The 23,091-nt window shown below is 63.5% G+C and carries 21 protein-coding genes; 13 read left to right on the top strand and 8 right to left on the bottom strand.

Annotated elements, in window-relative coordinates:
• The first annotated feature begins 296 nt into the window (after positions 1 to 296).
• From ACHIRB_RS11340 to ACHIRB_RS11310, 7 genes are all read left to right on the top strand, one after another.
• Positions 297 to 539: a hypothetical protein gene (locus ACHIRB_RS11340; RefSeq protein WP_395114650.1), complete on the top strand. Its 243-nt coding sequence runs from the start codon at positions 297 to 299 to the stop codon at positions 537 to 539.
• Positions 540 to 636: 97 nt separating this feature from the next.
• The gene (lepB, locus tag ACHIRB_RS11335) at positions 637 to 1,245 is read left to right on the top strand and encodes a signal peptidase I (protein WP_199705392.1); all 609 of its coding nucleotides are present in this window, start codon (positions 637 to 639) and stop codon (positions 1,243 to 1,245) included.
• A gap of 100 nt (positions 1,246 to 1,345) precedes the next feature.
• On the top strand, positions 1,346 to 2,632 hold the full coding sequence (locus ACHIRB_RS11330; protein ID WP_395114646.1) for a DUF445 domain-containing protein: 1,287 nt from the start codon (positions 1,346 to 1,348) through the stop codon (positions 2,630 to 2,632).
• A 272-nt stretch (positions 2,633 to 2,904) separates the two neighbouring features.
• Entirely contained in the window at positions 2,905 to 3,702 is a 798-nt protein-coding gene (locus tag ACHIRB_RS11325; protein ID WP_199705393.1) for a universal stress protein, read from the top strand.
• Positions 3,703 to 3,930: 228 nt separating this feature from the next.
• Positions 3,931 to 5,283, top strand: a complete 1,353-nt coding sequence (locus tag ACHIRB_RS11320; protein WP_199705394.1) for a DUF445 domain-containing protein — start codon at positions 3,931 to 3,933, stop codon at positions 5,281 to 5,283.
• A 2-nt stretch (positions 5,284 to 5,285) separates the two neighbouring features.
• On the top strand, positions 5,286 to 6,203 hold the full coding sequence (locus ACHIRB_RS11315; RefSeq protein ID WP_395114642.1) for an Abi-alpha family protein: 918 nt from the start codon (positions 5,286 to 5,288) through the stop codon (positions 6,201 to 6,203).
• A gap of 119 nt (positions 6,204 to 6,322) precedes the next feature.
• Entirely contained in the window at positions 6,323 to 7,270 is a 948-nt protein-coding gene (locus ACHIRB_RS11310; protein ID WP_395126241.1) for a UbiA family prenyltransferase, read from the top strand.
• On the opposite strand, the gene ACHIRB_RS11305 is transcribed toward ACHIRB_RS11310, so the two are convergent.
• Positions 7,267 to 8,835: a glutamate synthase-related protein gene (locus ACHIRB_RS11305; RefSeq protein ID WP_395126240.1), complete on the bottom strand. Its 1,569-nt coding sequence runs from the start codon at positions 8,833 to 8,835 to the stop codon at positions 7,267 to 7,269. The genes ACHIRB_RS11310 and ACHIRB_RS11305 overlap by 4 nt on opposite strands.
• A 196-nt stretch (positions 8,836 to 9,031) precedes the next feature.
• Between ACHIRB_RS11305 and ACHIRB_RS11300 the strand changes: the two genes are divergently transcribed.
• Entirely contained in the window at positions 9,032 to 9,367 is a 336-nt protein-coding gene (locus tag ACHIRB_RS11300; RefSeq protein ID WP_199705398.1) for a hypothetical protein, read from the top strand.
• A 100-nt stretch (positions 9,368 to 9,467) separates the two neighbouring features.
• On the opposite strand, the gene ACHIRB_RS11295 is transcribed toward ACHIRB_RS11300, so the two are convergent.
• From ACHIRB_RS11295 to ACHIRB_RS11280, 4 genes are all read right to left on the bottom strand, one after another.
• A complete protein-coding gene (locus ACHIRB_RS11295; RefSeq protein WP_199705399.1) occupies positions 9,468 to 11,237 on the bottom strand; it encodes an ABC-F family ATP-binding cassette domain-containing protein in 1,770 nt (589 codons plus the stop codon).
• Complete coding sequence (locus tag ACHIRB_RS11290; protein WP_199705400.1) at positions 11,237 to 12,172, bottom strand: 4-(cytidine 5'-diphospho)-2-C-methyl-D-erythritol kinase; 936 nt, start codon at positions 12,170 to 12,172, stop codon at positions 11,237 to 11,239. The genes ACHIRB_RS11295 and ACHIRB_RS11290 overlap by 1 nt, the downstream gene beginning before the upstream one ends.
• 84 nt (positions 12,173 to 12,256) lie before the next feature.
• On the bottom strand, positions 12,257 to 13,000 hold the full coding sequence (locus ACHIRB_RS11285; RefSeq protein WP_395126239.1) for an ABC transporter permease: 744 nt from the start codon (positions 12,998 to 13,000) through the stop codon (positions 12,257 to 12,259).
• A gap of 34 nt (positions 13,001 to 13,034) precedes the next feature.
• On the bottom strand, positions 13,035 to 13,994 hold the full coding sequence (locus ACHIRB_RS11280) for an ATP-binding cassette domain-containing protein (RefSeq protein WP_395126238.1): 960 nt from the start codon (positions 13,992 to 13,994) through the stop codon (positions 13,035 to 13,037).
• An 89-nt stretch (positions 13,995 to 14,083) separates the two neighbouring features.
• Between ACHIRB_RS11280 and ACHIRB_RS11275 the strand changes: the two genes are divergently transcribed.
• The 4 genes from ACHIRB_RS11275 (at position 14,084) to ACHIRB_RS11260 (ending at position 18,428) form a co-directional block, all read left to right on the top strand.
• Positions 14,084 to 15,052, top strand: a complete 969-nt coding sequence (locus tag ACHIRB_RS11275; protein ID WP_395126237.1) for a helix-turn-helix transcriptional regulator — start codon at positions 14,084 to 14,086, stop codon at positions 15,050 to 15,052.
• Positions 15,053 to 15,148: 96 nt separating this feature from the next.
• A complete protein-coding gene (locus tag ACHIRB_RS11270) occupies positions 15,149 to 15,358 on the top strand; it encodes a heavy-metal-associated domain-containing protein (protein WP_395114628.1) in 210 nt (69 codons plus the stop codon).
• A complete protein-coding gene (locus ACHIRB_RS11265; RefSeq protein ID WP_395126236.1) occupies positions 15,358 to 16,212 on the top strand; it encodes a hypothetical protein in 855 nt (284 codons plus the stop codon). Before ACHIRB_RS11270 ends, ACHIRB_RS11265 begins: the two co-directional genes overlap by 1 nt.
• Positions 16,209 to 18,428 carry a heavy metal translocating P-type ATPase gene (locus tag ACHIRB_RS11260; RefSeq protein ID WP_395126235.1) on the top strand — a complete coding sequence of 740 codons (2,220 nt, stop codon included), beginning with the start codon at positions 16,209 to 16,211 and terminating at the stop codon, positions 18,426 to 18,428. The genes ACHIRB_RS11265 and ACHIRB_RS11260 overlap by 4 nt, the downstream gene beginning before the upstream one ends.
• A 7-nt stretch (positions 18,429 to 18,435) precedes the next feature.
• On the opposite strand, the gene rsmA is transcribed toward ACHIRB_RS11260, so the two are convergent.
• From rsmA to ACHIRB_RS11245, 3 genes are all read right to left on the bottom strand, one after another.
• Entirely contained in the window at positions 18,436 to 19,305 is an 870-nt protein-coding gene (gene rsmA, locus ACHIRB_RS11255) for a 16S rRNA (adenine(1518)-N(6)/adenine(1519)-N(6))-dimethyltransferase RsmA (RefSeq protein WP_395126234.1), read from the bottom strand.
• A 26-nt stretch (positions 19,306 to 19,331) separates the two neighbouring features.
• On the bottom strand, positions 19,332 to 20,459 hold the full coding sequence (locus ACHIRB_RS11250) for a transglycosylase family protein (protein ID WP_395126233.1): 1,128 nt from the start codon (positions 20,457 to 20,459) through the stop codon (positions 19,332 to 19,334).
• A 149-nt stretch (positions 20,460 to 20,608) separates the two neighbouring features.
• A complete protein-coding gene (locus tag ACHIRB_RS11245) occupies positions 20,609 to 21,445 on the bottom strand; it encodes a TatD family hydrolase (protein WP_395114616.1) in 837 nt (278 codons plus the stop codon).
• 22 nt (positions 21,446 to 21,467) lie between these two features.
• Here ACHIRB_RS11245 and metG point away from each other — a divergent pair, with 22 nt between their 5' ends.
• The gene (gene metG / locus ACHIRB_RS11240) at positions 21,468 to 23,024 is read left to right on the top strand and encodes a methionine--tRNA ligase (protein WP_395126232.1); all 1,557 of its coding nucleotides are present in this window, start codon (positions 21,468 to 21,470) and stop codon (positions 23,022 to 23,024) included.
• Positions 23,025 to 23,091 lie beyond the last annotated feature (67 nt).

The following is a 23,091-nucleotide window of genomic DNA, read 5'->3' as shown; positions in this document are numbered from 1 at the left end:
GAAAACCCAATCCGAAACAGATCAAGCCGGCACGTCAGCCCGGAGAAAGATCTGGGCTAACCCGACGAGTTCTATTTACACCCCCGGTCCGAGACCGGGGGTGTATTTGCGTCCAGAGGTCGTTTCAGAAAATGGCGATTGTGCGCGCGCTCACAATGCAGGGGTGCATTGTGAATGCACTCGCTTTTACTTTCTAAAAGAGCTGTCTGCGCTGGACAATGGCGTTGTACAGAACAAGAGCGCCCGAGCAACGATGCCGCGTTCCAATGGAAGAAATTCGCCCCTTGGAGGCAAAGATGTCCGGAATTCCGATCGTAATTATCGCGTTCTTCTTCGCCGTCGTGGATTTCGCCTGGCGCAACGTGTGGCTCGTGGTGCCCGCGATGATCGCGGTCTGGCTGTTGCTGTTCGTGCCGAGCCGCACGTGGTCGAGCATGCGGGCGAGCATCGCGGCCCCGTTCCGGCGCAGGGCGAGCGCACCTCCGGTCTCGACCCCGCTGTCCGAGCAGCCTCGACGCGAGCTCGTACACAGCAAGTAGCGAAGCAAGAAGGGCAACCGGGACACCTCCGCTGCTAGCTTGGGGTTCATTCGTCGCAGCCGACATCCGGTTGCGCCGATCGGAATCCGGAGGTCGAGTGCCTGCCCACACTGGGTTACGACGGCTGTTGATCGCCATCGGAGCTGTCGTCGCGGCTGCCCTGGCTCTGGTCGCCGGATCGATCCTCGTCTCGGTTCCGGTCAGCGGCGTCAGCATGACGCCGACCCTGTCCGACGGCGACCGCATCGTCGTCGATCCGTGGTCGGATCCTGAAATCGACCGTTTCGACATCGTCGTCGCAAAGTTCTCGACCAACGGCGCGCAGGTGGTCAAGCGGGTGATCGGCCTACCCGGCGATCGCGTCAAGATCGAGAAGGTAGGAATCCGCACCGGGATCGTCTCCGTCCAACCCGGCGGTATGGGCCCATGGCAGATCGTCGACAACCCGGCGTGGAACGCACGCTGGGGTCCCACTGCGAGCAACTGCTGCACAGCGGCTGGGAAGATGACGAATGTCGTTACACCACAACTTGTTCCGGACGGAATGCTCTTCCTGATCGGAGACAATTTCGCCGCCTCCGACGACTCGCGCGGGCATGGCTGGGCACCGGTCGAGCTGGTACGCAACACTGCGGCCTGGCGGGTGTATCCGATCGGCGCCATCGGACGTATACCTGCCGGGGTCACGCTACGCCCGGCTACCTGAGCAAGGCCGTAGTCGACGAGCCGCCGAGGTACGGGTGCTAGTTTGACCGCAGCCGATCTCACGGACGCTCTCGCTCCGTCGTACGTAGCAGGAGGCGCAGGTGCTGCACCAATACAACACACTGTTGATGGAGCTGATCACAGTGCCGTTGTTCACCGGCATCATCGGCTACATCACCAACTGGACAGGCGTGTTGATGCTGTTCAAGCCGCTGACCTTCTACGGCTTCAAAGCGCCGGGACTCAAGACGCTGTTCCCGCTGCTACCCAAGAAGATCCAGGTCCTGCCGCTGATTCGATCCGACGGCAAGATCGGCTGGCAGGGCATTGTGCCGTCACGGGCGGACAAGATGGCCAGCCTCGCGGTCGACAAAGGTCTTTCCAAACTGGGCGGGGTGTCGGACTTCTATCGAACGATGGATCCGGACCAGATCGCCGCCCATTTCACGACAGTTGCCGAAGCCGAAATCCGTGGCGTCGTCGAGAAGATCATCGAGCGCGAAAATCCGACGCTGTGGCGTAACCTACCGAGTCCGATCAAAGAGGCGATCCACGCCAGGATCAAGCAACAGCTACCCGAGATCGTCGAAGCGCTGAAGGTCGAAATCGGCGAGAACATCGACGAACTCATCGACGTCAAGCTGATGGTCATCAAGCATTTCAGCCAGAACCCACAGCTGCTCAACGACCTCTTTATGATCATGGGCCGCAAGGAACTGACGTTCATGCAGAACTTCGGCTTCTATTTCGGCGTCCCCATGGGCTTCGTGCTTGTCTTCTTCCTCGAATACGTACACCGCGAGTGGTACGTCCTGCCGGTCGGCGGCATCATCATCGGCTGGGTCGTCAACTACATCGGCATCAGCATGATTTTCGAGCCCGTTTTCCCGAAGTGGTTCTGCCCGTGGCGCCAGGGTCTGCTGCTCAAGCGGCAGCCGGAGATCACCGTGCTGTACGCAGAGATGGTCGCCGAGAAGGTCATGACGCTGGAGAACATCGGCGACGAGCTGCTGCACGGACCGAGTGGTGACCGCACGATGGCACTGCTCGAACACACTTTGAAACCGGCCGCGGACAAAGCCGTCGGGCCCGCGCGCTTGATGGTCAAAGTGGCGATGGGCAGCAAAGAGTACGACCGCCTCAAGGACTCGATGAGCACCGAGGTCACGGCCTTCGCTCCGATGATCTACGAGGACGCGGCGTTCGGTCGCGAGCAGTCGTCGAATATCAAGGAATTCATCGCCAAGCAGATGGCCTTGATGGGACCCGACGACTTCGTCCAACTCCTGCGGTCTGCGATCAAACAGGACGAGTGGCTGTTGTTCGTCCACGGCGGCGTTCTCGGAGCATTCGCCGGATTCCTCCACCTGGCCATCTTCGGCGTGTAAATTCGGCGCCCGATTCTTGGGCGTCCAATTTTTTGCTGTCCAAATCGTTCGCGACTCGATTCACAAATTCTTTTCACGTCGCGACGGTGGGGTTCTACGGTTCGCGGTCGGAAGAATTGGGCGAATGCGCCCCCCGCGCCAGTGGCCCGATGGTAGCGTCATCCCCCGTCGAGCTGGGGAGAATTACCAGCTCACAACGTCGATGACCACACGAAATACATCGAGTCGGGCCAGACTGCTGTGCCGTTCCCCGGCGTCGGAAGGATCAACAAATGGAGTCATATCCGCGGGTGATCGTCGGAACGGACGGCTCTCCAGACGCCACCGCAGCCGTACGAATCGGGGCTTTCATCGCCAAACAACTGGCGGTGCCGCTCGAAGTGATCACCTCGTACGAAGACGACAGCAACGGACCCGACGACAAAGGCCACGACTGGGCCGTTCGTATCACCGACGACGCCGCGGCGCTCGCCCGCGAAATCGGCGCAACCGACGTAACCACCCGTCCTGCCAAGGGCGACGCCGACGACATTCTCATCGCCGCCTCGACAACCAACCCCGACGCGCTGATCGCGGTCGGGTCGGCCGGCCTCGCCAAGGCGACCAGCCGCTTGGTCGGAAGTACGTCGAACAAGCTCGCCCACCACAGCCTCGCCGACGTGCTCTACGCGCGCGAACCAGCGCCGAAGGTGTGGAATTTCGTTGCGCTTGCAACGGACGGTTCGGACACGGCAGTGAAGGCCGTCCGAAGGGGCCTCGCCCTCGCAGTCGGCATCGACGCAACTCCGCGCCTGGTCACGGCTGCAAAGAACGTCGCGGACGGCGAGCGCACACTGGCCGAAACGGCCGAACAGGTCCAGGGCGACGCCCCCGGTGTCGAAATCGAACGCGAGGTTTTCGAAGATCCGCAGGCAGGCAGCGCGCTGATCGCCAAAGCCTGGAAGTACGAGCTCGTTGTCATGGGCAACCGTGGCATGAGCGGCGCCTCTCGCCTGCTCGGTTCCGTCGCCAACAAGGTGACGCACGGTATCGAAACGAATCTGCTGCTGGTGAACACCACCCGCGTGTGAAGAGATCCGCCGCCCGATCGGCGGCGGAAAACCGTTCGGCCGTCGCCATAGACGAGCCGAGATCGACAGGTGCGACCTGCCTGCGCAACTACCGGGCAATCCATCCTGTCCTGCCCCGCTCGACCAATGTTTATGAGTCATTTCCAGGACGGCGCAGACCGCCGCAGTCCAAGATAAGTCCTACTGGCAATCGACCCAGCTGCACGTGTTCACAAGGGAGCGTTCGTCTTGTCCGAGATACCTAGCAACTTGTTCAATATCCCCTGGGATGCGTTGACAGACAGCAAGTTTGTGCTCGAGATCGTCAGCATCCCAATCTTCAGCGCTATCGCGGGGCTACTGACGAACTGGACCGGAGTCTTGATGCTCTTTGCGCCGGTGAAATTTACCGGCTTCTATGTCCCCGGCCTCAAAACTTTATTCAATTTCTTTCCGCGAAAAGTGCAAATTCTCCCGGTGTTCGCACCGGGAGGCATCCTCGGATTTCAAGGCTTCATACCTGCTAGAGCCGAAAAAATGGCCGCGATCTGTTGCGACAAAGCCATCCTGAAGATCGGCAATGTGAAGGACTTCTTCCAAGAACTCGATCCCGAGGCAATCGCCGAACACATCGCGGTGCTCGCAAAAGTGCAGCTGCGCGACATGGTCGACGAAGTAATGGCCACCCAGCATCCGGCGCTGTGGAAGGACTTCACACCGCAGATGCGCGAAGTGCTCTACCAGCGGGTCGACACGGAACTGCCCTCGATCACCAAGCACGCGTTCGAGTCGATCGGCGACAACGTCGACCAACTGATCGACGTCAAGTTGCTCGTCGTCGGCTACCTCCGTAAGAACCCGGGCGTCCTCAAGGACATCATCGAAGGCCTCGGTGGCCCCGAACTTCGGTTTATGGTTCGCATCGGGCTGATGGGTTTCCCACTCGGCCTTCTGCTGGCGATCTGGCTGCACTTCTACCACTACATCCCACTGATCGGGGCACTGCCGGGTTGGTTGATGGTGCTCATCGGCGCCGCAGTCATCGGTGTTCTCGTCAACATTCTGTGCATCAAGATGGTGTTCGAACCGGGCGACCCCCAGCCCCGCTACAAGTACATCTGGAAGCAGGCCAAGTTCGCCAAGCGACAGCACGAAGCCGCGGGCGACTTCGGCCACGCGATCGCCTACCAGGTGCTCACACTCCCTAACATCGCACACGAACTGCTCGAAGGCCCACGCGGCGACAAGACGCAGAAGCTGTTGCAGGCGGTCATCGGCCAGGAGATCACCCGAGTCCTCGGACCGATGAAGACCATGGTTCGAGCCGCCGTAGGCGGTAGCGAGCTGGATTCGATCCTGGAAGGTTCGCAGCGCGCAGCACTCGACTTCGCGCCGAGCGTGCTCGAAGACGTCGAGTTCGGCAAGCTCCAGGCCGAGAAGCTCGACAAATTCGCGTCGCAGAAGCTACGTGAACTCACCCCGGGTGAGTTCATGGAAATGTTGTACGCCGCAATCGAACAGGACGCGTGGCTGCTCTACGTGCACGGCGGTCTACTCGGTGTTGTTGTCGGTGCCGTCCACATCCTTATTTTTGGAGCCTGATCATGACTCACGCTGCCCCAGAAAACGACAAAGAAATAACCGAGACCGAAGCGGGCGCCACCTCGAGCGGTGGCGGCGCCGGGCTTCTCGGCGACCTGGCAAAAACCGGTGTCTCCACCAACCCGAGCGATGCATCCGGCCTGGCCAAGTTGGCAGGCAAGTCGCTGCTACGCGCGATGGGTGCACTGACCAAGGGCTCGATCGACACAGCCAACGAGATCGCGCACGAGATAAGCGCTGGCGAGCCGATCACCGAGATCGTCGATCATCGAGTCGAGCAAGTGCGTTCGGCGGCGTGGAATGCCCTCGGTATGGACGACCGTGTCAGCTCGTCCGGCAAGCGCGGTGCGACGTTCAAGGATCTGAAGCTGCAGGGTGACGCCCTCATCGACCTGTCGTGGAACGTCGCCAACCAACCGCGGGAAGAGCACCCCGCGTTCAAGCAGATCCTCGACGCCCTCGTACCGGACGAAGCACGGATCCTCCGCTTCCTTGCCGTTGCCGGTGCGCAGCCTGCGATCGACGTCCGCACGAAGACGCCGTTCAACGTCGGCTCCGAACGTCTTGCGGGCGGCATCAGCTACATCGCGGACATGGCGGGTTGTGCTTGGCCGGATCGCGATCAGCATTACCTCGCCAACCTGAATCGACTTGGCTTGGTTCGCTTCTCCGAAGAGCCGGTCGAGGACTACCGCCGCTACTCGTTGCTGTCGGCGCATCCGAGTGCCGACGAGGCCCATGACAAAGCCAAGAAGACGATCGACATCTACCGCAGCATCTACTTGTCGCTGTTCGGCAAGCAGTTCTGCGAGGCGTGCTTCACGCTCGAGGGCTACGACGCGGGCGGCTGGGTCGACAGTGCCTACGAAGACAACATCGTCGGCAAGGGCAGGCGCACCTACCAGGGTAAACACCACTAGCGACACCGCTGACAGGCACGCCCTCGACAACGTCCGATCGTTCGCACGTCGCGGAGGGTCGGACGTTGTCGTTGCGTCGTTGCAGAGCTTGGAGTCCGAGAGTTTCGAGGTGGTGAGCAGTGGTTATCGACGAACGGCCCACCAATACCTTCGTGCGACGTGTGAACGAGATGGTCGCGCTCTCGCGGCCGAGCGTATGGATCACGTCGCTGCTGCCATTCTGCCTCGGCTACGTGCTAGCGACCCGACAGTTCCTGCCACACAGTTGTACGCCGTTCACCGCGGATTGCGTGGGTGACATCCGCCCACTCGTCACGGGCGTCGTCGTGATCGGCCCTCTGTTCTGGCTCGCAACACTCGCCATCAACGACGCCTTCGATCTCCAAGGCGACCTCAACAATCCGCGTAAGGCGGGTTCGCCGCTGACGTCCGGGCGCCTGTCCCCCCGGACCGCTACCTGGGTCGCCTACGCCGCCGCGTCGGTTACCCTGCTTGTTGCCGCAACGGTCGATCTGTCCACTGCCGCACTGCTGTTCGCGCTGCTGACGCTCGGCTGGGCATACAGCGTCCCGCCGCTCCGACTGAAGTCGCGGCCGGGCTGGGATGTCGCTGTCAACGCGGTGTCGATGGGTGCACTCGCAATGTTGGCCGGCTGGAGCGTGGTTCGACCCATCGGCGAGTTTCCTTGGGTCATGGTTGTCGAGGGACTGCTTGTCGGCTGCGCCATCTACCTACCGACGACGCTTGCCGACTACGACGCCGACGTCGAAGTCGGCTACACCACCGTCGGAGTTCGCCTCGGCCATCGCCTGACCCACTACATCGGTCTTGCGATGTTCGCGGCGGCGTGTGCGATCGCCATATTTCTCAGTGCGATCGACCACGTCTTCCCGCGGCAGATGCTGCCCGTGCAGGTGCTCGCCGCACCGATCCTGCTCGGCACCTATCACGCCGTTCTCGGCAGAGCCCGCACTCAACCCGAGGTAGTGCGGGGTCTGGTCCTCCTCATGTCGATGTTCACGGCACTCAATATCGTGTTCGCCGTGATGTATGTGGGCTGGATCTAACGCGCCGTCGCGGAGACCGGCGCCGATTCACCGTGCGATGCGCCTGTCATCAACCGGGTGATCTCTGCACTGTCGACCACAGACGGCTGTCCCCACCCTGTTTCGTAGCCGTAGACCGATCGCAACGGAGTGCGGGACTCACAGCCGTTGAGGATGTCGAGATCGTCTGCGCTGATCAAACCGGGATGGGCGACGCCACACGCTTCGGACACCTTCAGCAGGTCGCGCCGCGGGGTCTTGACATAGTTCGCCGCGCGGACCGACTTCAGCGTCGGATCCAATCCTCGTGCAAGCCATTGGTTTTGAGTTGTGATGCCGGTCGGGCAGGCGTCGGTGTGGCATTTCTGCGCTTGGATGCAGCCGATGGAAAGCATGATCTCCCGACCGACGTTCACCATGTCCGCGCCGAGCGCAAAAGCAACGACCGCGTTGTCGGGCAACCCCAACTTCCCCGAGCCGATGAACGTCACGTTGTCGGTGATACCCGCCGCCGCGAATCGTCGGTAGACCTCGCTGAAGCCGACGCGGAACGGGAATGCGACCGACTCGCTGAAGATCAAAGGGGCTGCGCCCGTGCCACCCTCACCGCCGTCGACCGTGATGAAGTCGACCCCACGCTGATTCGTCGCCATCTGGGCAACGAGCTCGTCCCAGAAGTCCATGTTGCCGACAGCGGACTTGATGCCGACCGGCAAACCTGTTTCGGCAGCGATGAATTCGACCCAATCGAGCATGCTGTCGACGTCGTGGAACTCGGCGTGCCGCGACGGACTTGCACAGTCGACACCCTCCGGGATGCCACGAATTGCCGCAATCTCCGGACTGACTTTCGCCCCCGGCAACATACCGCCGAGACCTGGTTTGGCGCCCTGGCTGAGCTTGATCTCGATTGCCTTGACCGGTCCCGACGCCGCGACGTCCTTCAACTTCTCTATGTCGAAGCGGCCCTTCTCGTCTCGGCACCCGAAGTAGGCGGTGCCGATCTGCAGCGTGAGGTCGCCGCCGTTCTTGTGGTGCGGCGACAGCCCACCCTCGCCCGTGTTGTGCATACATCCCGCCGCGGCGGCACCTCGATTGATCGCCTCGATGGCGTTGGCCGACATCGAGCCGAAACTCATGGCCGAGATGTTGACTATCGAACGTGGCCGAAACGCCTTGGTCCGGTTGCGTGGACCGCCGAGCACCTTGGCTGCCGGAATCGCGTCCTCCTCGCCTGCGTGCTGACCCGTCGCAGGCGAGATGGTGGAGAACGTGCGGTGCTTGATGATGGGGTACCCCTGCGTGTACTCCATGTTGTTGTCGGTGCCGAACCCGTAGTAATTGTTCTGCAGCTTCGACGACGCATAGATCCAGCGACGCTGATTCCGGCTGAACGGCCGTTCCTCGTCGTTGCTGGTCACGATGTACTGGCGGATCTCCGGCCCGATCTCCTCGAGGAGATAGCGCATGTGACCCAGAACCGGGTAGTTGCGAAGCAGCGCATGCGGCTTCTGGATGAGGTCGTACGCGGCCAAGGCAGCGACACCGACAGCGGGCACGGCGGGCAAGACGTAACTCCACTTCATTGGCAAAAGTTAGAACACGCAGCTGGACTTGCGCGGGAAATTGCCAACCTTCGCCACAACAACAGCGGAACATCCTGTGCAACCCACCAATACGGCAAAAGTTTGGCCGATAGCGCCCATTATCGCCACTGCACCGAACCGCCGCGCCTAGGCTCGACCGAGTCCGATTCGCTTTACCACCTAGGGGAACCACCGCATGAACGTCGAGCTACTCAGTGCGTTGAGCGATCTACAGACCTACGCGAAGCCGTTGCTGGAACGGTTCAAGCCCGCACTCGAGGGCGCGAAGGAGACCGAACTCGACCCGAGCGGCTGCAGCGGCTGTCCTCTGTGCACGCTTGCTCGTGAGCGTGGCGCCGACGACGAGATGGTCAAGAAGGTAGCGACGGCAGGCCTCGCCTTGCTGCAGATGCTCGGTCAACTGCCCGACGATGGACAGCCCGCCGACAGGGCAGCGAAGGCCGACGCTTCCGGCTCCGATTCGACCGCCGACGAGGCACGCGCGCCGAGCGGTAGCGAAGCTGCGAACTGACCTACACGCCTGACGCTCCACTAGCGCCTTTGCCGAGCGGTTTCCCGCCCGCCGAGGTCACGAGTGGAGCGTCAGCTGCATTCCCCAACGTACAAGGGCGTCAGTCGTGATCAGCAGCTAACTCGAGCCAGCGCTCCTCAGCGGCGGACTTGTCTGCGACGACCTGGTTCAACTCCGCGCCGAGCTTTGCCGCCTTGTCCGGATCGTGTGCAGCGTCGGCAAGCGCGAGATGTAGCGCTCGTTCCCGATCGTCCAACTTCGCAACCTGGCGTTCCAGTTTGCTCAGTTCTTTGCGCGCGTTGCGGTAGGTCGCAGCATCGGTCGGAGCGGCACCCGTCGGCGCGACCGAGCTGCCTGCCGCTCCCGCCGCCATCGTCGCGCGGCGGCGTAGATACTCTTCGATGCCGCCGGGCAGGTTGGTGAGCTTGCCGTCACCGAACAACGCCCAGGTTGTATCGCAGACCCGTTCGATCAGGTACCGGTCGTGGCTGATCACCACCATCGTTCCCGGCCAACTGTCGAGCATGTCTTCCAACTGCTGCAGCGTGTCGATGTCGAGGTCGTTGGTCGGCTCGTCGAGGAGCAACACGTTCGGCTCGGCCATCAGAATGCGCGTGAGTTGTAGTCGGCGACGTTCGCCGCCGGACAGGTCACCGACGGGTGTGCGTTGCCGCGCGGGAGCGAAGCCCAGCCGCTCAGCCAGCTGGCCCGCCGATATCTCCTTGTCGCCCAACATCGTTCGCATCGCGACGTCCTGAACTGCTTCCAGCACCCGCATCCCGACGGGCAGGTCGTCGAGTTCCTGCCGCAGCCAGCCGATCTTGACCGTCTGGCCTTCGATTCGCTTGCCTGCCGACAGCTGTGCATCGCCGGCCAATGCGCGCAGCAGCGTCGTCTTACCCGACCCGTTGACGCCGACCAGACCGATCCGCTCCCCCGGCGCAAGTCGCCAGGTGAGGTCGGAGAGCAGTTCGCGGTGGTCGGGTGACTCGAGGCGCGCGTCCTCGAGTTCGATGACAACCCGTCCGAGCCGACGCCGCGCGAACGACGCCAACGCAACGCTGTTGCGCGGCGGTGGCACGTCGGCGATGAGCGACTCCGCGGCTTCGATCCGATAGCGGGGCTTCGAGGTTCGGGCCGGCGGGCCACGTCGGAGCCAGGCCAGTTCTTTGCGGGCAAGGTTGCGACGCCGCGCTTCGGACGCGTCGGCCTGGCGATCGCGCTCGGCTCTCGCGAAGATCCAGTCCGCGTACCCACCCTCGTAACTCTCGACCTTGCCGCCGACAACTTCCCACGTGTTCGTGGCGACGGTGTCGAGGAACCAGCGATCGTGGGTAACGACGACAAGCGCGCTGCGACGCTGCAGCAGGTGCGCGGCGAGCCACTGGACGCCTTCGACGTCGAGATGGTTGGTCGGTTCGTCGAGGACGAGCAGGTCGAGGTCCTGGACGAGCGCGGCGGCCAATGCGACGCGGCGACGTTCGCCACCCGACAGGTTGTCGACCGTGCTGTCCAGACCGAGGTCGGCAATTCCGATGCCCGACAGAATGTTTCGAATGCGGGCGTCACCGGCCCACTCGTGCTCCTCACCGCCGAGCGGTGCGGTGACGATGTCGGCGATGGTCGATCCTGGCGGCAGCACACCACGCTGCGTGACCACTGCCATACGCAAGCCGCCGATCGCGCTGACGCGACCTGAGTCGGGAGGTTCGAGGCCGGTCAAGACTTCGAGGAGCGTCGTCTTGCCGCCGCCGTTGAGCCCGACGACGCCTATGCGCTCGCCCTCGTGGACACCCATCGACACCGATTCCAACAGCGGCGTGATTCCGAACGATTTGCTGACTTGCTCGAGGTTGATCAGGTTCGGCATCAGGGCTTCCCACTTGCATCGGCGTCGACGACGCGGGCACCGGGCGCAGGCCCGGTCGCTACCCGCAGACTTCGACAGACTCCGGCACCGGCCAGCTCCGCGCTGACTTCGATTGCGGCATCGGATGTTTCACATAAAAAGGCACAGGTCGGTCCCGAGCCGGACACGATACCGGCGAGGGCGCCCGCCGTTATTCCAGCTCGGAGCGTTCGGCGTAGTTCGGGTTTGAGTGACAGGGCAGCGGCTTGCAGGTCGTTGCCGAGCAGTCCGGCAAGCTGGCGTGCATCGCCGGCTGCAAGCGATTGCATCAGCTTTTCGGCGTCCCCGATTCGCGGTGGCTGGCCGGCGCCACGCAGACGATCCAGTTCACGAAAGACGTCGGGGGTGCTCAAACCACCCTTCGCGAAAGCGATGACCCAGTGGAACGTGTTGCGCGACAACACAGGAAGCAGCTTCTCGCCACGTCCCGTTCCGATGGCGGTCGCGCCGTGCAGCGCGAACGGGACGTCGCTGCCGAGTTCGAGCGCAAGCGCTGCAAGTTCGGTGCGGCTCAGCTCGAGATGCCACAGCGCGTTGAGTCCGAGGAGCGTCGCCGCCGCATCTGCGCTCCCGCCTGCCATGCCACCGGCAACGGGGATGGACTTGTCTATCGCGATCTCGACCGCAGGTTCGCGACCGGCAAGGTGGGCGAGACGCGTCGCGGCCTTCCACACCAGGTTTCCTCGATCGGTCGGAACGTCACGCGCGCCTTCGCCGCGAACCCTGATCGTCAATTCCTTGGCTGGAAAGATCTCGACCTGGTCGGTGAGCGACAGCGCCTGGAACACCGTCGTCAGCTCGTGGTAGCCGTCGGGACGGAGGTCACCCACTGCCAGATGCAGGTTGACCTTTGCGGGAGCGCGAACCGTTACAGGGCGCGGGACGACGGAAAGCACGCGTGCAAGCCTAGTGGGCCGTAGGCCTCGTGAGTCCTTTCGGTGGTCAGGACCACCGAAAGGACTCACGAGCGGCGCAGCCGCCTACTTGACGGATTTGCTTCCGACGACGAGTCCGACGACCGCAACCCCGACCGCCGCTGCGATCCCCGTCGACAGCTGACCGAGCGCGAAATCGCCCGCGAACAACGCTCGCTCGGTGTCGACAACGTGCTTGAGCGGATTGATCGTCACCAGCGCTTTCATCCAGCCGGGAGCATTGTCGAGCGGCAACATCGTGCCCGAGAGGATCAGCATCGGGAAGAGCAGCGTCTGCTGGACTGTCCAGAACACCCAGTCCTGGTCACGAACCGCGAGAGCAAGTGCGTAGGACAGCGCACCGAGACCGACACCGAAGATGCCGAGTATCGCGATGCCGACAACTGCTCCCGCGGGGTTCAGATTCATACCTAGCGGCAATGCGACGAGCAAGATCACCACGGCCTGCGCCGCGAGCGGAATCATTTCCTTGCAAGCACGACCGATCAGCAGCGACGATCGTCGCAACGGCGTCACCAACATCCGCTCGTGGGAACCGTCGTGCAGTTCCTGCAGCAGGTTGGAACCCGTCATCGACGTACCGAAGATCGCGATCATCGCGAGTACGCCGGGGACGAACCAGTTCCAGACGTCGGGTCCCATGCCGGGGACGCCGTCCAGGAGCGGTCCGAACAGCGCGAGCAGGATCAGCGGCTGGGTGAGGCTGAAGACCACCGTGAACGGATCTCGGAGTGCGGGTCGAAGCTCGCGGGTCATGACGATCCTGGAGTCGGATGCGATTGTGCTCATGTCTGTGTCCTTTTCGAAGTGAGGCAGGCGGTGATCAGGCGGGCTGGGTTTCGCGAAGGCTGCGTCCGGTGAGACCGAGGAAGACGTCGTCGAGGGTCGGCCTGGAAAGATCGACCGCCTCGACCCGGATGCCGACCGCCTCGGTTGCGCGCAATAGTTCGGGAATTGCTTTGTCGCCGTTTCGGGTTCGAATCTGGAGCCGGTCACCGCCGACCGTGACGTCGCGCACAGCGTCGAGGCGGTGGATCTCCTCGGCGGCCCGCGCGGCGGCGGTGGGATCTGTCACCGTCAGGACGACGAGGTCACTCGCCAGGTCGTCCTTGAGCGCGGCTGCGGTGTCGTCCGCGATGACGATGCCCTTGTCGATCACGATCACGCGCTCCGCCATCGAGTCGGCTTCGTCGAGGTAGTGCGTCGTCAGCACGATCGTGGTTCCCGTTTGCTTGCGCAGTCGCAGAATGTGCTCCCACAGGTTCGCGCGACTCTGCGGGTCCATACCTGTGGTCGGCTCGTCGAGGAACAGCAGCGGCGGGCGATGGACCAACCCGAGCGCGATGTCGAGGCGGCGACGTTGGCCGCCCGACAGCGTGCTGACCGTCCGACCCGCGAACTCGGTCAACTCGAGCGCCTCGGTCAATTCCTCCGCTCGCGCGCGTGAATCTGCCTTCGTCAGTCCGTAGCAGAGGCCCTGGGTGAACAACTCGTCACGGACCCGCTGGTTGTTGCCGGCCCCGCTCCCCTGGCCGACGTAGCCGATGTGACGACGAACTGCATCTCGGTCGTCGATGATGCTGTGCCCCGCGACGCGTGCCGTGCCAGCGGTGGGAGCAAGCAGTGTGGTGAGCATTCGCAGCGTGGTCGATTTGCCTGCACCGTTGGGTCCGAGCAGTGCGACGAGTTCGCCCTCGCGGATATCCAGATCGATGCCGCGTACCGCTTCGACAGTGTTCTTCTTACGGGTGAAGGTCTTGGTCAAACCCCTGGTCTCGATCATGTCGTTCCCCTTCGTTCGGTCGGTTCGAAAGAGAAGTTACGACCGATTTAGGACAGCTTCGGTCCTCGTTTGGTGGCACCGTATTTCTTATGTGGGAAACATCGGCACGGCTGCTTCGCCTGCTCTCCCTGTTGCAAACCAGGCGCGAGTGGTCAGGGGCAGAGCTCGCGGACAAACTCGATGTGACGTCGCGAACGGTCCGCCGCGACGTCGACAGGTTGCGCGATCTCGGCTATCCGGTGAACGCATCGGTCGGGGTCGGCGGCGGATATCAGCTCGGCGCGGGCGCAGAGATGCCGCCGCTGCTCCTCGACGACGAGGAAGCAGTGGCGGTCGCGTTCGGTTTGCAGTCGGGTGCGACGGGACCGATCGTCGGCATAGGCGAACCCTCGCTGAGAGCGCTGACCAAACTGCGACAGGTGATGCCGTCGAGATTGCGTCATCGACTCGACGCACTGCAGGTCGACGTCGTCGCGCGGCCACAGGCGAAATCGGCCGTCGAAGCAAGCGTGCTCGCCACGATCGCCTCGGTGTGCCACAACCGCGAGCGGCTGCGTTTCGACTACCGGACCCACGACGGTACGGAGAGTCGGCGGGAGATCGAGCCGTATCGCCTGGTCCGAGCCGGTTTGCGGTGGTATGTCGTCGGCTGGGACCTGAGCAGGTCGGATTGGCGGTCGTTCCGCGTCGACCGGATGACCCCCAAGATTCCGACGGGTCCGCGCTTCACCGCTCGTGCGCTGCCCGCGGGTGGCGCAGCGGAGTTCGTCGCACGGGGCATCAACCGTGCCTTTCAGCAGACGCAGGCGCGGATACTGCTGCATGCTCCGATCGAGCAGATCGCACCTATGGTCCACTCGGACTGGGGCACGGTCGAGGCAGGCGACGACGACACGTGTGTGATCGTGCTCGTGTCGGACAGCCAGACGTCGCTCGCCCGGTGGCTCGCTGAGTTCGACGTCGACTTCACCGTCCTCGACCCGCCGGAATTGCGAGCGGAATGCCAGGCGATCGCGCAGCGGCACGCCAGATTGAGCGCGCGGTACGCGAAGGCGTGAGCTCCTTGCCGTAACTACCCCTAGGGGGTATGGTTCGAATCGAAAGCCGGATACCCCCACACCGTATCCGTACGACCACGATCGCGAGGAGTCGCAATGCCGACAGCCACCTACACCGTCACCGGAATGACCTGCGCCCACTGCGTCGCGTCGGTTCGGGAAGAGGTGTCGGCCATCCCCGGCGTCACCGACGTGGACGTCGAACTCGCCACTGGCAGGCTCACCTTCTCCAGTGCCACAACCGTTTCCGACGATGACGTTGTCGCCGCGGTCGACGAAGCCGGCTACCAGGCGGTGCGTTCCTGATGCGGACTCCTCTGAAACTCGGCCTCTACGGTGCGGGCCTCGTCGCAGTTCTCGGCATCGCTTTCGGCGTCGGATCACTGGTCGGCGAGCCGACCGAGACGGCCCCTGCTCATACGGACGCACACGGCGGTGGGCACGATGCAGCCGTTGCAAACGGGACCGTCGACACCCGGAACGGCTACACGCTGGGCGACATATCGGCACCGACAGACGCGGGCGTGGCAGGTCAGCTGAGTTTTCGGATCCTCGACGCGTCGAACGACGAAGTCACCGCGTTCGACACGCTCCACGAAAAGCAACTGCATCTGATCATCGTCAAATCCGACACCAGCCAGTACCGGCACCTCCATCCGACGTTGACGCAGGACGGCACCTGGACCGTCGACTGGACCTGGCCGACCGGCGGCTCGTACCGAGTATTCGCGGACTTCGCACCGACCGGTGGAGGCGGGCAGGTGACCCTGGGTCGGACGCTGGAGATATCGGGACCTGACGCCGCAACCCCGCTTCCTGGGGCGAGTACAACAGCAGTGGTCGACGACTACACGGTGACCCTCGATGGCCAACTCAGCACCGACGGCGGGCCACTCACCTTCACCGTCACTCGTGCCGGCGAACCCGTTCGCGACCTGGAGCCCTATCTCGGCGCGAACGGACATCTGGTCGCACTGCGCGCCACGGACCTCGCCTACCTGCACGTCCATCCCGAAAAAAAGACCGACGCCGGACCCGACATCGCGTTCCACGCACAGGCCATCAGCGCCGACAGCTACCGCCTGTTTCTCGAGTTCAAGCACGCGGGTGTGGTTCGGACCGCCGCATTCACAGTGCACGCACACGGGGAGCATTCGTGACTGTCAACGCACCCGATGCGACGGCGCTCAACGTTGTCGAACTCGACATCACCGGCATGACCTGCGCCTCCTGTGCCGCGCGCATCGAGAAGCGCCTGAACAAACTCGACGGTGTCGACGCGACAGTCAACTATGCGACCGAACGTGCCAAAGTCAGTTATCCAGAAGCGATTTCGGCTGACCTGCTGATCGAGGAAGTCGCCCGCGCGGGCTACTCGGCCGAACTACCGACCCCTGATCGAGCCAACGAGACCGACGACGGACTTTCCAGGTTGGCGATCAGCGTGGCACTGACGCTGCCGGTCATCGCCTTGGCAATGGTTCCAGCACTGCAGTTTTCGGGATGGCAATGGCTTTCGCTCGCACTCGCGTCGCCCGTCGTCGTATGGGGTGGTCTGCCCTTCCATCGTGCTGCCTTGACGAATCTTCGGCACGGCGCAGCGACGATGGACACCCTGATCTCCATCGGTTCCATTGCCGCGTACACCTGGTCGCTTTATGCGTTGTTCTTCGGCAGCGCAGGCGAACTCGGCATGACCCATCCGTTCAGCTTCACCATCGACCGCGCCGACGCGGCGGCGAACGTCTACTTCGAAGTTGCGGCCGGTGTCGTCGTATTCATCTTGGCCGGACGGTATTTCGAGTCGCGATCCAAACGTAATGCGGGTTCGGCACTGCGAGCCCTACTGCACCTCGGCGCCAAGGAGGTGACCGTACTTCGCGACGGTGACGAAATTCGAATCCCTGCAGGCAAACTCGCCGTCGGCGAGCTGTTCCGGGTGCGGCCAGGTGAGAAGATCGCGACCGACGGCGTGGTCGTCGACGGTGGGTCCGCAATCGACATGAGTATGGTCACCGGCGAATCGGTCCCCGTCGAAGTTACGGTCGGCGACAGCGTCGTCGGAGCCTGTGTGAACACGAGCGGGGTGCTTACGGTCCGTGCGACGAAGATCGGCGGCGACACCCAGCTTGCTCAGATGGCGAAACTGGTCGAGGACGCGCAGACGGGGAAGGCTCCGGTCCAACGACTCGCAGATCGTATCGCCGGTGTCTTCGTGCCCGTCGTCATCGCGATTGCTGTTGCCACCCTTGGCTTCTGGCTCGGTGCGGGCAACCCTGTCCAGGCCGCGTTCGGCGCTGCAGTCGCCGTCCTGATCATCGCCTGCCCCTGTGCGCTCGGCCTGGCGACGCCGGTAGCGCTGTTGGTCGGCACCGGCCGTGGGGCCCAACTTGGCATTCTCATCAAAGGTCCCGAGATCCTCGAATCCAGTCGGCGAATCGACACCGTCGTGCTCGACAAGACCGGCACGGTGACGACGGGGCGGATGAGGCTCGCCGATGTCGTCACTGCCGCAGGCGAATCGGCCGATCGGCTACTTCGCACGGCGGGCGCACTCGAGGATGCTTCCGAGCATCCCGTCGCTCGTGCCGTCGCCGCCGGTGCACGAGACCGCATCGGCACCCTCGCAGGCGTCACCGACTTTGCCAACCACGGCGGTCGTGGTGTCACGGGCATCGTCGACGGTGTCGAGATCGTCGCGGGCAGAACGAGTTTCCTGGCCGAGAGGTCGCTGCGGTTGTCGGACGAGCTCGACACCGCCGCCACTGCAGCCGAGAGTTCGGGGTACACAGTCGTTGGCGTCGGCTGGGACGGCGCGGTGCGTGGTCTATTGCTAGTCGCCGACACGGTCAAGGAAACGAGCGCAGCGGCAATCGCAGACCTCGTGCGACTCGGCCTGAAACCGATTTTGCTCACGGGCGACAATCCGACGATTGCGCGCACGGTCGCCGATCAGGTCGGTATCGGCGACGTCATCGCAGGCGTGCTGCCCGACGGCAAGGTCGACGCGATCAAACAGTTGCAGGCGGGCGGTGCGGTCGTCGCGATGGTCGGCGACGGTGTGAACGACGCTGCGGCCCTCGTGCAAGCCGATCTCGGCATGGCGATGGGAACGGGCACCGACGTCGCGATCGAGGCGAGCGACATCACTCTCGTCCGTGCCGACCTGCGGTCGGTTGCGCAGGCGATCAGCCTGTCCCGCAGGACACTTCGCACCATCAAGACGAACCTGTTCTGGGCGTTCGGTTACAACGTCGCCGCCATTCCCTTGGCTGCGGCGGGGCTGCTCAACCCGATGCTCGCCGGTGCGGCGATGGCGTTGTCGAGCGTGTTCGTCGTCCTGAACAGCGGGTTGGCGGCGCGGGTCGCGCGGTAGCGATTAGCTAGGTGGTCGCAGCGAGCCTGACAAAGGCAGCGGTGTCGAGAGTCTCGCCGCGTGCGGATGGGTCGATGTCGGCGGCGAGGAGGCGGCGCTCCGATTCCGTCGTCGACCCGGCCCAGCCTGCGAGCGCGGCTCGCAAGGTCTTGCGGCGCTGCGCGAAAGCCGCATCGACGACGGCGAACACACGCTTACGGTGCGCCTCGTCGGTCGGCCACGGCGGATCCGCGTAACGCTCGACCCGGACGAGACCCGATTCGACCTGCGGTACGGGCCAAAATACCTGCCGCCCAACCGCCCCGGCGCGTTTGACGGTCCCGAAGAAGCCCGCTTTCACACTCGGCACACCGTAGGTGCGACTGCCGGGCGGCGCGGCGAGACGGTCGGCGACCTCTGCCTGCACCATCACCAACGACGTTCGGATACTCGGCAATTCGGCAAGCAGATGCAGTAGCACCGGCACAGCGACGTTGTACGGCAGGTTGGCGACGAGTGCGGTCGGAGCAGCGTTCAGGTCCTCGGATCGAACCCGAAGGGCGTCGGCCTCGACGACGGTGAGACGGTCGGCGAGCGCGGGAGCACGATCGGCGACGGTTGTTGGAAGACGTTGCGCGAGTACCGGATCGATCTCTACGGCGATGACCGCTGCCACGACATCGAGAAGGGCCAGGGTGAGCGATCCCAACCCTGGCCCTACCTCGAGCGCAATGTCTTCGGGGCCGACGCCTGCGGCAACAACGATGCGCCGCACCGTATTGGCGTCGTGCACGAAGTTCTGCCCCAATTGCTTGGTCGGCTTGACTCCCAGTTCGGCAGCGAGCGCACGAACCTCGGCTGGACCGAGCAGAGCGGCTTCGTTACGGGAATCTGTCACTCCCGCAATCTAGCCTGTGGAGGAAGCTACCGAAGGCCGAGGCGCGACGTGCAGGACGGCCACGCGCCCCAGCCCTGACTACGCTGGGTGACCGACGCAATGGCGATCTGTTCTTCGCGAGTTGCGAGGTCGGCGCGGGGCGCGTACTTCAGACCCCCCTGACGTTCCCAGGTGTTCTGATCGAACTGCACGCCACCGTAGTAGCCGTTGCCGGTGTTGATGGCCCAGTTTCCGGTCGCCTCGCACTGGGCGAGCGCGTCCCAGATTGCGCCGTTCTCGACGGGAGGAACTTCGGTGCCCGGCTTGGCGCCGACCCGAACGGTCTTCGGCTGGGCAGGCGTCGTGATGTTCGCCGACACCTGCTGGCGGCCGACCTCTTTGCCGTTCACGACGTTGACCGCAAAGGTGACGTCCTGCACACCCGGCACGCCCGGCGTTTCGTCGATACGACGCGACATGTTCATGGTCGGGTCTTCGATGATGTTCTCCGGCGGTGCGACCGGCATCGTCTCGACCTTGCTGACCGTTCGGTTACGCGTGACCGCGATCTGCAGACCTTCGGTCAACGGCGTGGTTGCCGGCGGCTCCACCGTGTCTGCCTGCTCCAGCGGGACACCCTTGGCTGCGAGGAACTCGCCGACCGTCGGCGCTGCGAGACGGACGTCTACTGCCTCGACGCCACCGTCAGCGAGCTTCACGACGCGCGGATTGAGGATGTCCAGGTTGGCGCCCTCCAGCGGCAGCCGCTGCGAGCGTGATGCCGAGGTGTGCACATCGCTCGCGATGGACAGCTGCGCGAGAGCTTCGTCCACCGTCAATGCGGTCGTCCAGACCTGACGGGGCTGACCGTCGACCGTCAGGCTGACCTCACGGGCCCGACGCAGGACCACGGTGTCGCCATCGTTGATGGGCGTGTCCAGTGCAGGCGCGACGACGTCGCGTTCCTTGATTGAGTAACCCGCGGCATCGATTGCGCCCTCGACGTCGTTCGTCATCGTGGTCAACGAGATCGACTCGCCGTCCACGTCGACCGTGATCGTTTTCTGCTTCGCGATCGCAAGTCCGCCACCGACGATGAGCGTCGCGAGAACGGCTGCGACGACGGCATACAGCAGCGGCGATCGGGCGTTGTTGATCCGACTGATTGCTGACATGGTAACAGTACGGTAACGAACGGAAAAGGGTATCGCAACCTCAGCGCGTTGACCTGCGGTTTACCCGGTCACGATCCCGCATAGGCCGTGTGATTCGATAACGGGTTTCGCCGATCGGGCATCGTCGACGCGCGCGGCGGTAGCAAGACTCAATTCCAGGGCAGTCGATAGACCCGCTCAGCGGTCGCTGTAGCGGCCAGCGCGAGCTCTTCGGGGTCTTGTCCACGCAGCGCCGCGAGGGCCCTGACGGTGTAGGGCAAGCAGTAGGGCTCGTTCGGTGCGCCACGGTAGGGATGCGGCGTCAGATACGGCGCGTCCGTTTCGACGAGCAGCTGATCGTCGGGCACGAGCTTGGCCGCCTCGTGCAATTCGCGCGCGTTCTTGAAGCTGACGGTCCCCGAGAAGCTCAAGATGTAGCCAGCCTCGACGCATGCGGTCGCCATGTTCGCGTCCGACGAGAAGCAGTGGAAGATCACCGTCTGCGGCGCGCCCTCGTCGAGCAGCACTGCAAGGAGATCGTGATCGGCCTCACGATTGTGGATCATCAGCGGTTTGCGCAGCCGCTTCGCGAGGTCGATGTGCCAGCGGAAACCCTCGACCTGCTCGACGATATCCGCGCAGCCCTCGAGCTTGCCCGGCCAGTAGTAGTCGAGACCGGTCTCCCCGACCGCAACGGTCCGGGGGTCGCGGGCGAGCCGCTCGATTTCGGCCTTCGTCACGTCGTCGAGGACGTTGGCCCTGGTCGGGTGGATCGCGACAGCGGCGAACACACGCTTGTCCCACTGCGCGGCGTCGACAGCGAAACGAGCTGCGGCAAGGTCGTCGGCGACGGTCACGACCCGACCGACACCGACGGATTCGGCACGGTCGACCGCGGCACGAACACCGTCCGCATCGACCGCGCCGCACGCGTCGAGGTGGGTATGGGCGTCGACCAATTGCGCCAACGGCTCTGGCAGGTCAGGTGCGGGACGGTCCGACTTCACGCCGATTACGATAGGCGCCACCATGAGCGCATCTGACCGACCTGCCTTCTACATCACAACAGCGATCGCGTATCCGAACGGTGCACCGCACATCGGACACGCCTACGAGTACATCTCCGCCGATGCACTCGCCCGCTTCAAACGGCTCGATGGCTTCGACGTCCGCTTCGTCACCGGCACCGACGAGCACGGCCAGAAGGTTCAGCAGTCGGCACGCGCTGAAGGCATCTCCGAATCCGAGTTCGCAGGCCGCAACTCCGACGTGTTCGAAAACTTGGACAAGGCGCTCGGCATTTCCTACGACCGCTTCATCCGAACCACCGACGCCGACCATCAGCTCGCAAGCACGGCGATCTGGGAGCGGATGCTCGCGAACGGCGACATCTACCTCGATACCTACGACGGTTGGTACTCGGTGCGCGACGAAGCGTTCTACGCCGAAGCCGAGACGACGGTCCAGGGCGACGGCACCCGCGTCTCGACGGAAACGCAGACGCCGGTCGAGTGGACGGAAGAGGCCAACTTCACCTTCCGCCTTTCTGCCTATCAGGACAAGTTGCTCGCGCTCTACGCCGAGCACCCCGAATTCCTCGAACCCGCAACGCGCAGAAACGAAATCGTCAGTTTCGTCAAAGGCGGATTGCGCGACCTGTCGATCTCGAGGACGACCTTCGACTGGGGTGTGCCGGTGCCCGGCCACGCCGATCACGTCATGTACGTCTGGGTGGACGCGCTCACCAACTACCTCACCGCTGCGGGCTTCCCCGACACCGAATCCGAAGCGTTCAAGAAGTTCTGGCCCGCGGACCTGCACATCATCGGCAAGGACATCACCAGATTCCACGCCGTGTACTGGCCTGCGTTCCTGATGTCGGCCGGGATCGAACTGCCGAAACGTGTTTTCGTACACGGGTTTCTGTACATCAGGGGCGAGAAGATCTCGAAGTCGGTCGGTAACGGGGTCGACCCGATCGCGCTCATCGAGGAGTACGGCCTCGATCAGCTGCGCTTCTTCCTGTTGCGCGAGTTCTCCTACGGGCAGGACGGCAACTACAACCACGACGCGATCGTGGGCCGTATCAACACCGACCTCGCCAACGAACTCGGCAACCTTGCGCAGCGCTCGCTGACCATGGTCGCCAAGAACCTCGGCGGTGTCGTCCCGACGCCAGGTGAGTTCAGTGCGGAGGATCGCACGATGCTCGACCTCGCCGCCGGTCTGCTCGATCGGGTCCGCAAGGAATTCGACAGCCAGGCAATCCATCTCGCGGTCGATGCGATCTGGTCGCTGCTCGGTGAGACGAACCGCTACTTCTCGGCCCAAGCGCCGTGGGTGCTGCGCAAGACCGATCCGGCCCGTATGGAGACCGTGCTGTACGTGACGCTGGAGATAGTCCGCACCGTCGGCTTCCTCGTCCAGCCACTGATGCCGGAATCTGCGAACAAGATCCTCGATCTCGTCGGCCAGGATCCCGATCGCCGACAGTTCGCGGATCTGGCGACACCGCTCGTGGCGGGCACTCCCCTGCCTGCTCCCGCGCCGGTTTTCCCGCGGTACGTAGAACCCGAAACCCCGTAGGCGGCTGCGCCGCTCGTGAGTTAAAGGTGCCCTCCGGACGCGCTGCTGGGGTGAAAATGGGGTGTGG

This window comes from Antrihabitans spumae, from assembly GCF_043944905.1.
Classification (GTDB): domain Bacteria; phylum Actinomycetota; class Actinomycetes; order Mycobacteriales; family Mycobacteriaceae; genus Antrihabitans; species Antrihabitans spumae.
This window is presented reverse-complemented; position numbering and strand designations above follow the sequence as displayed.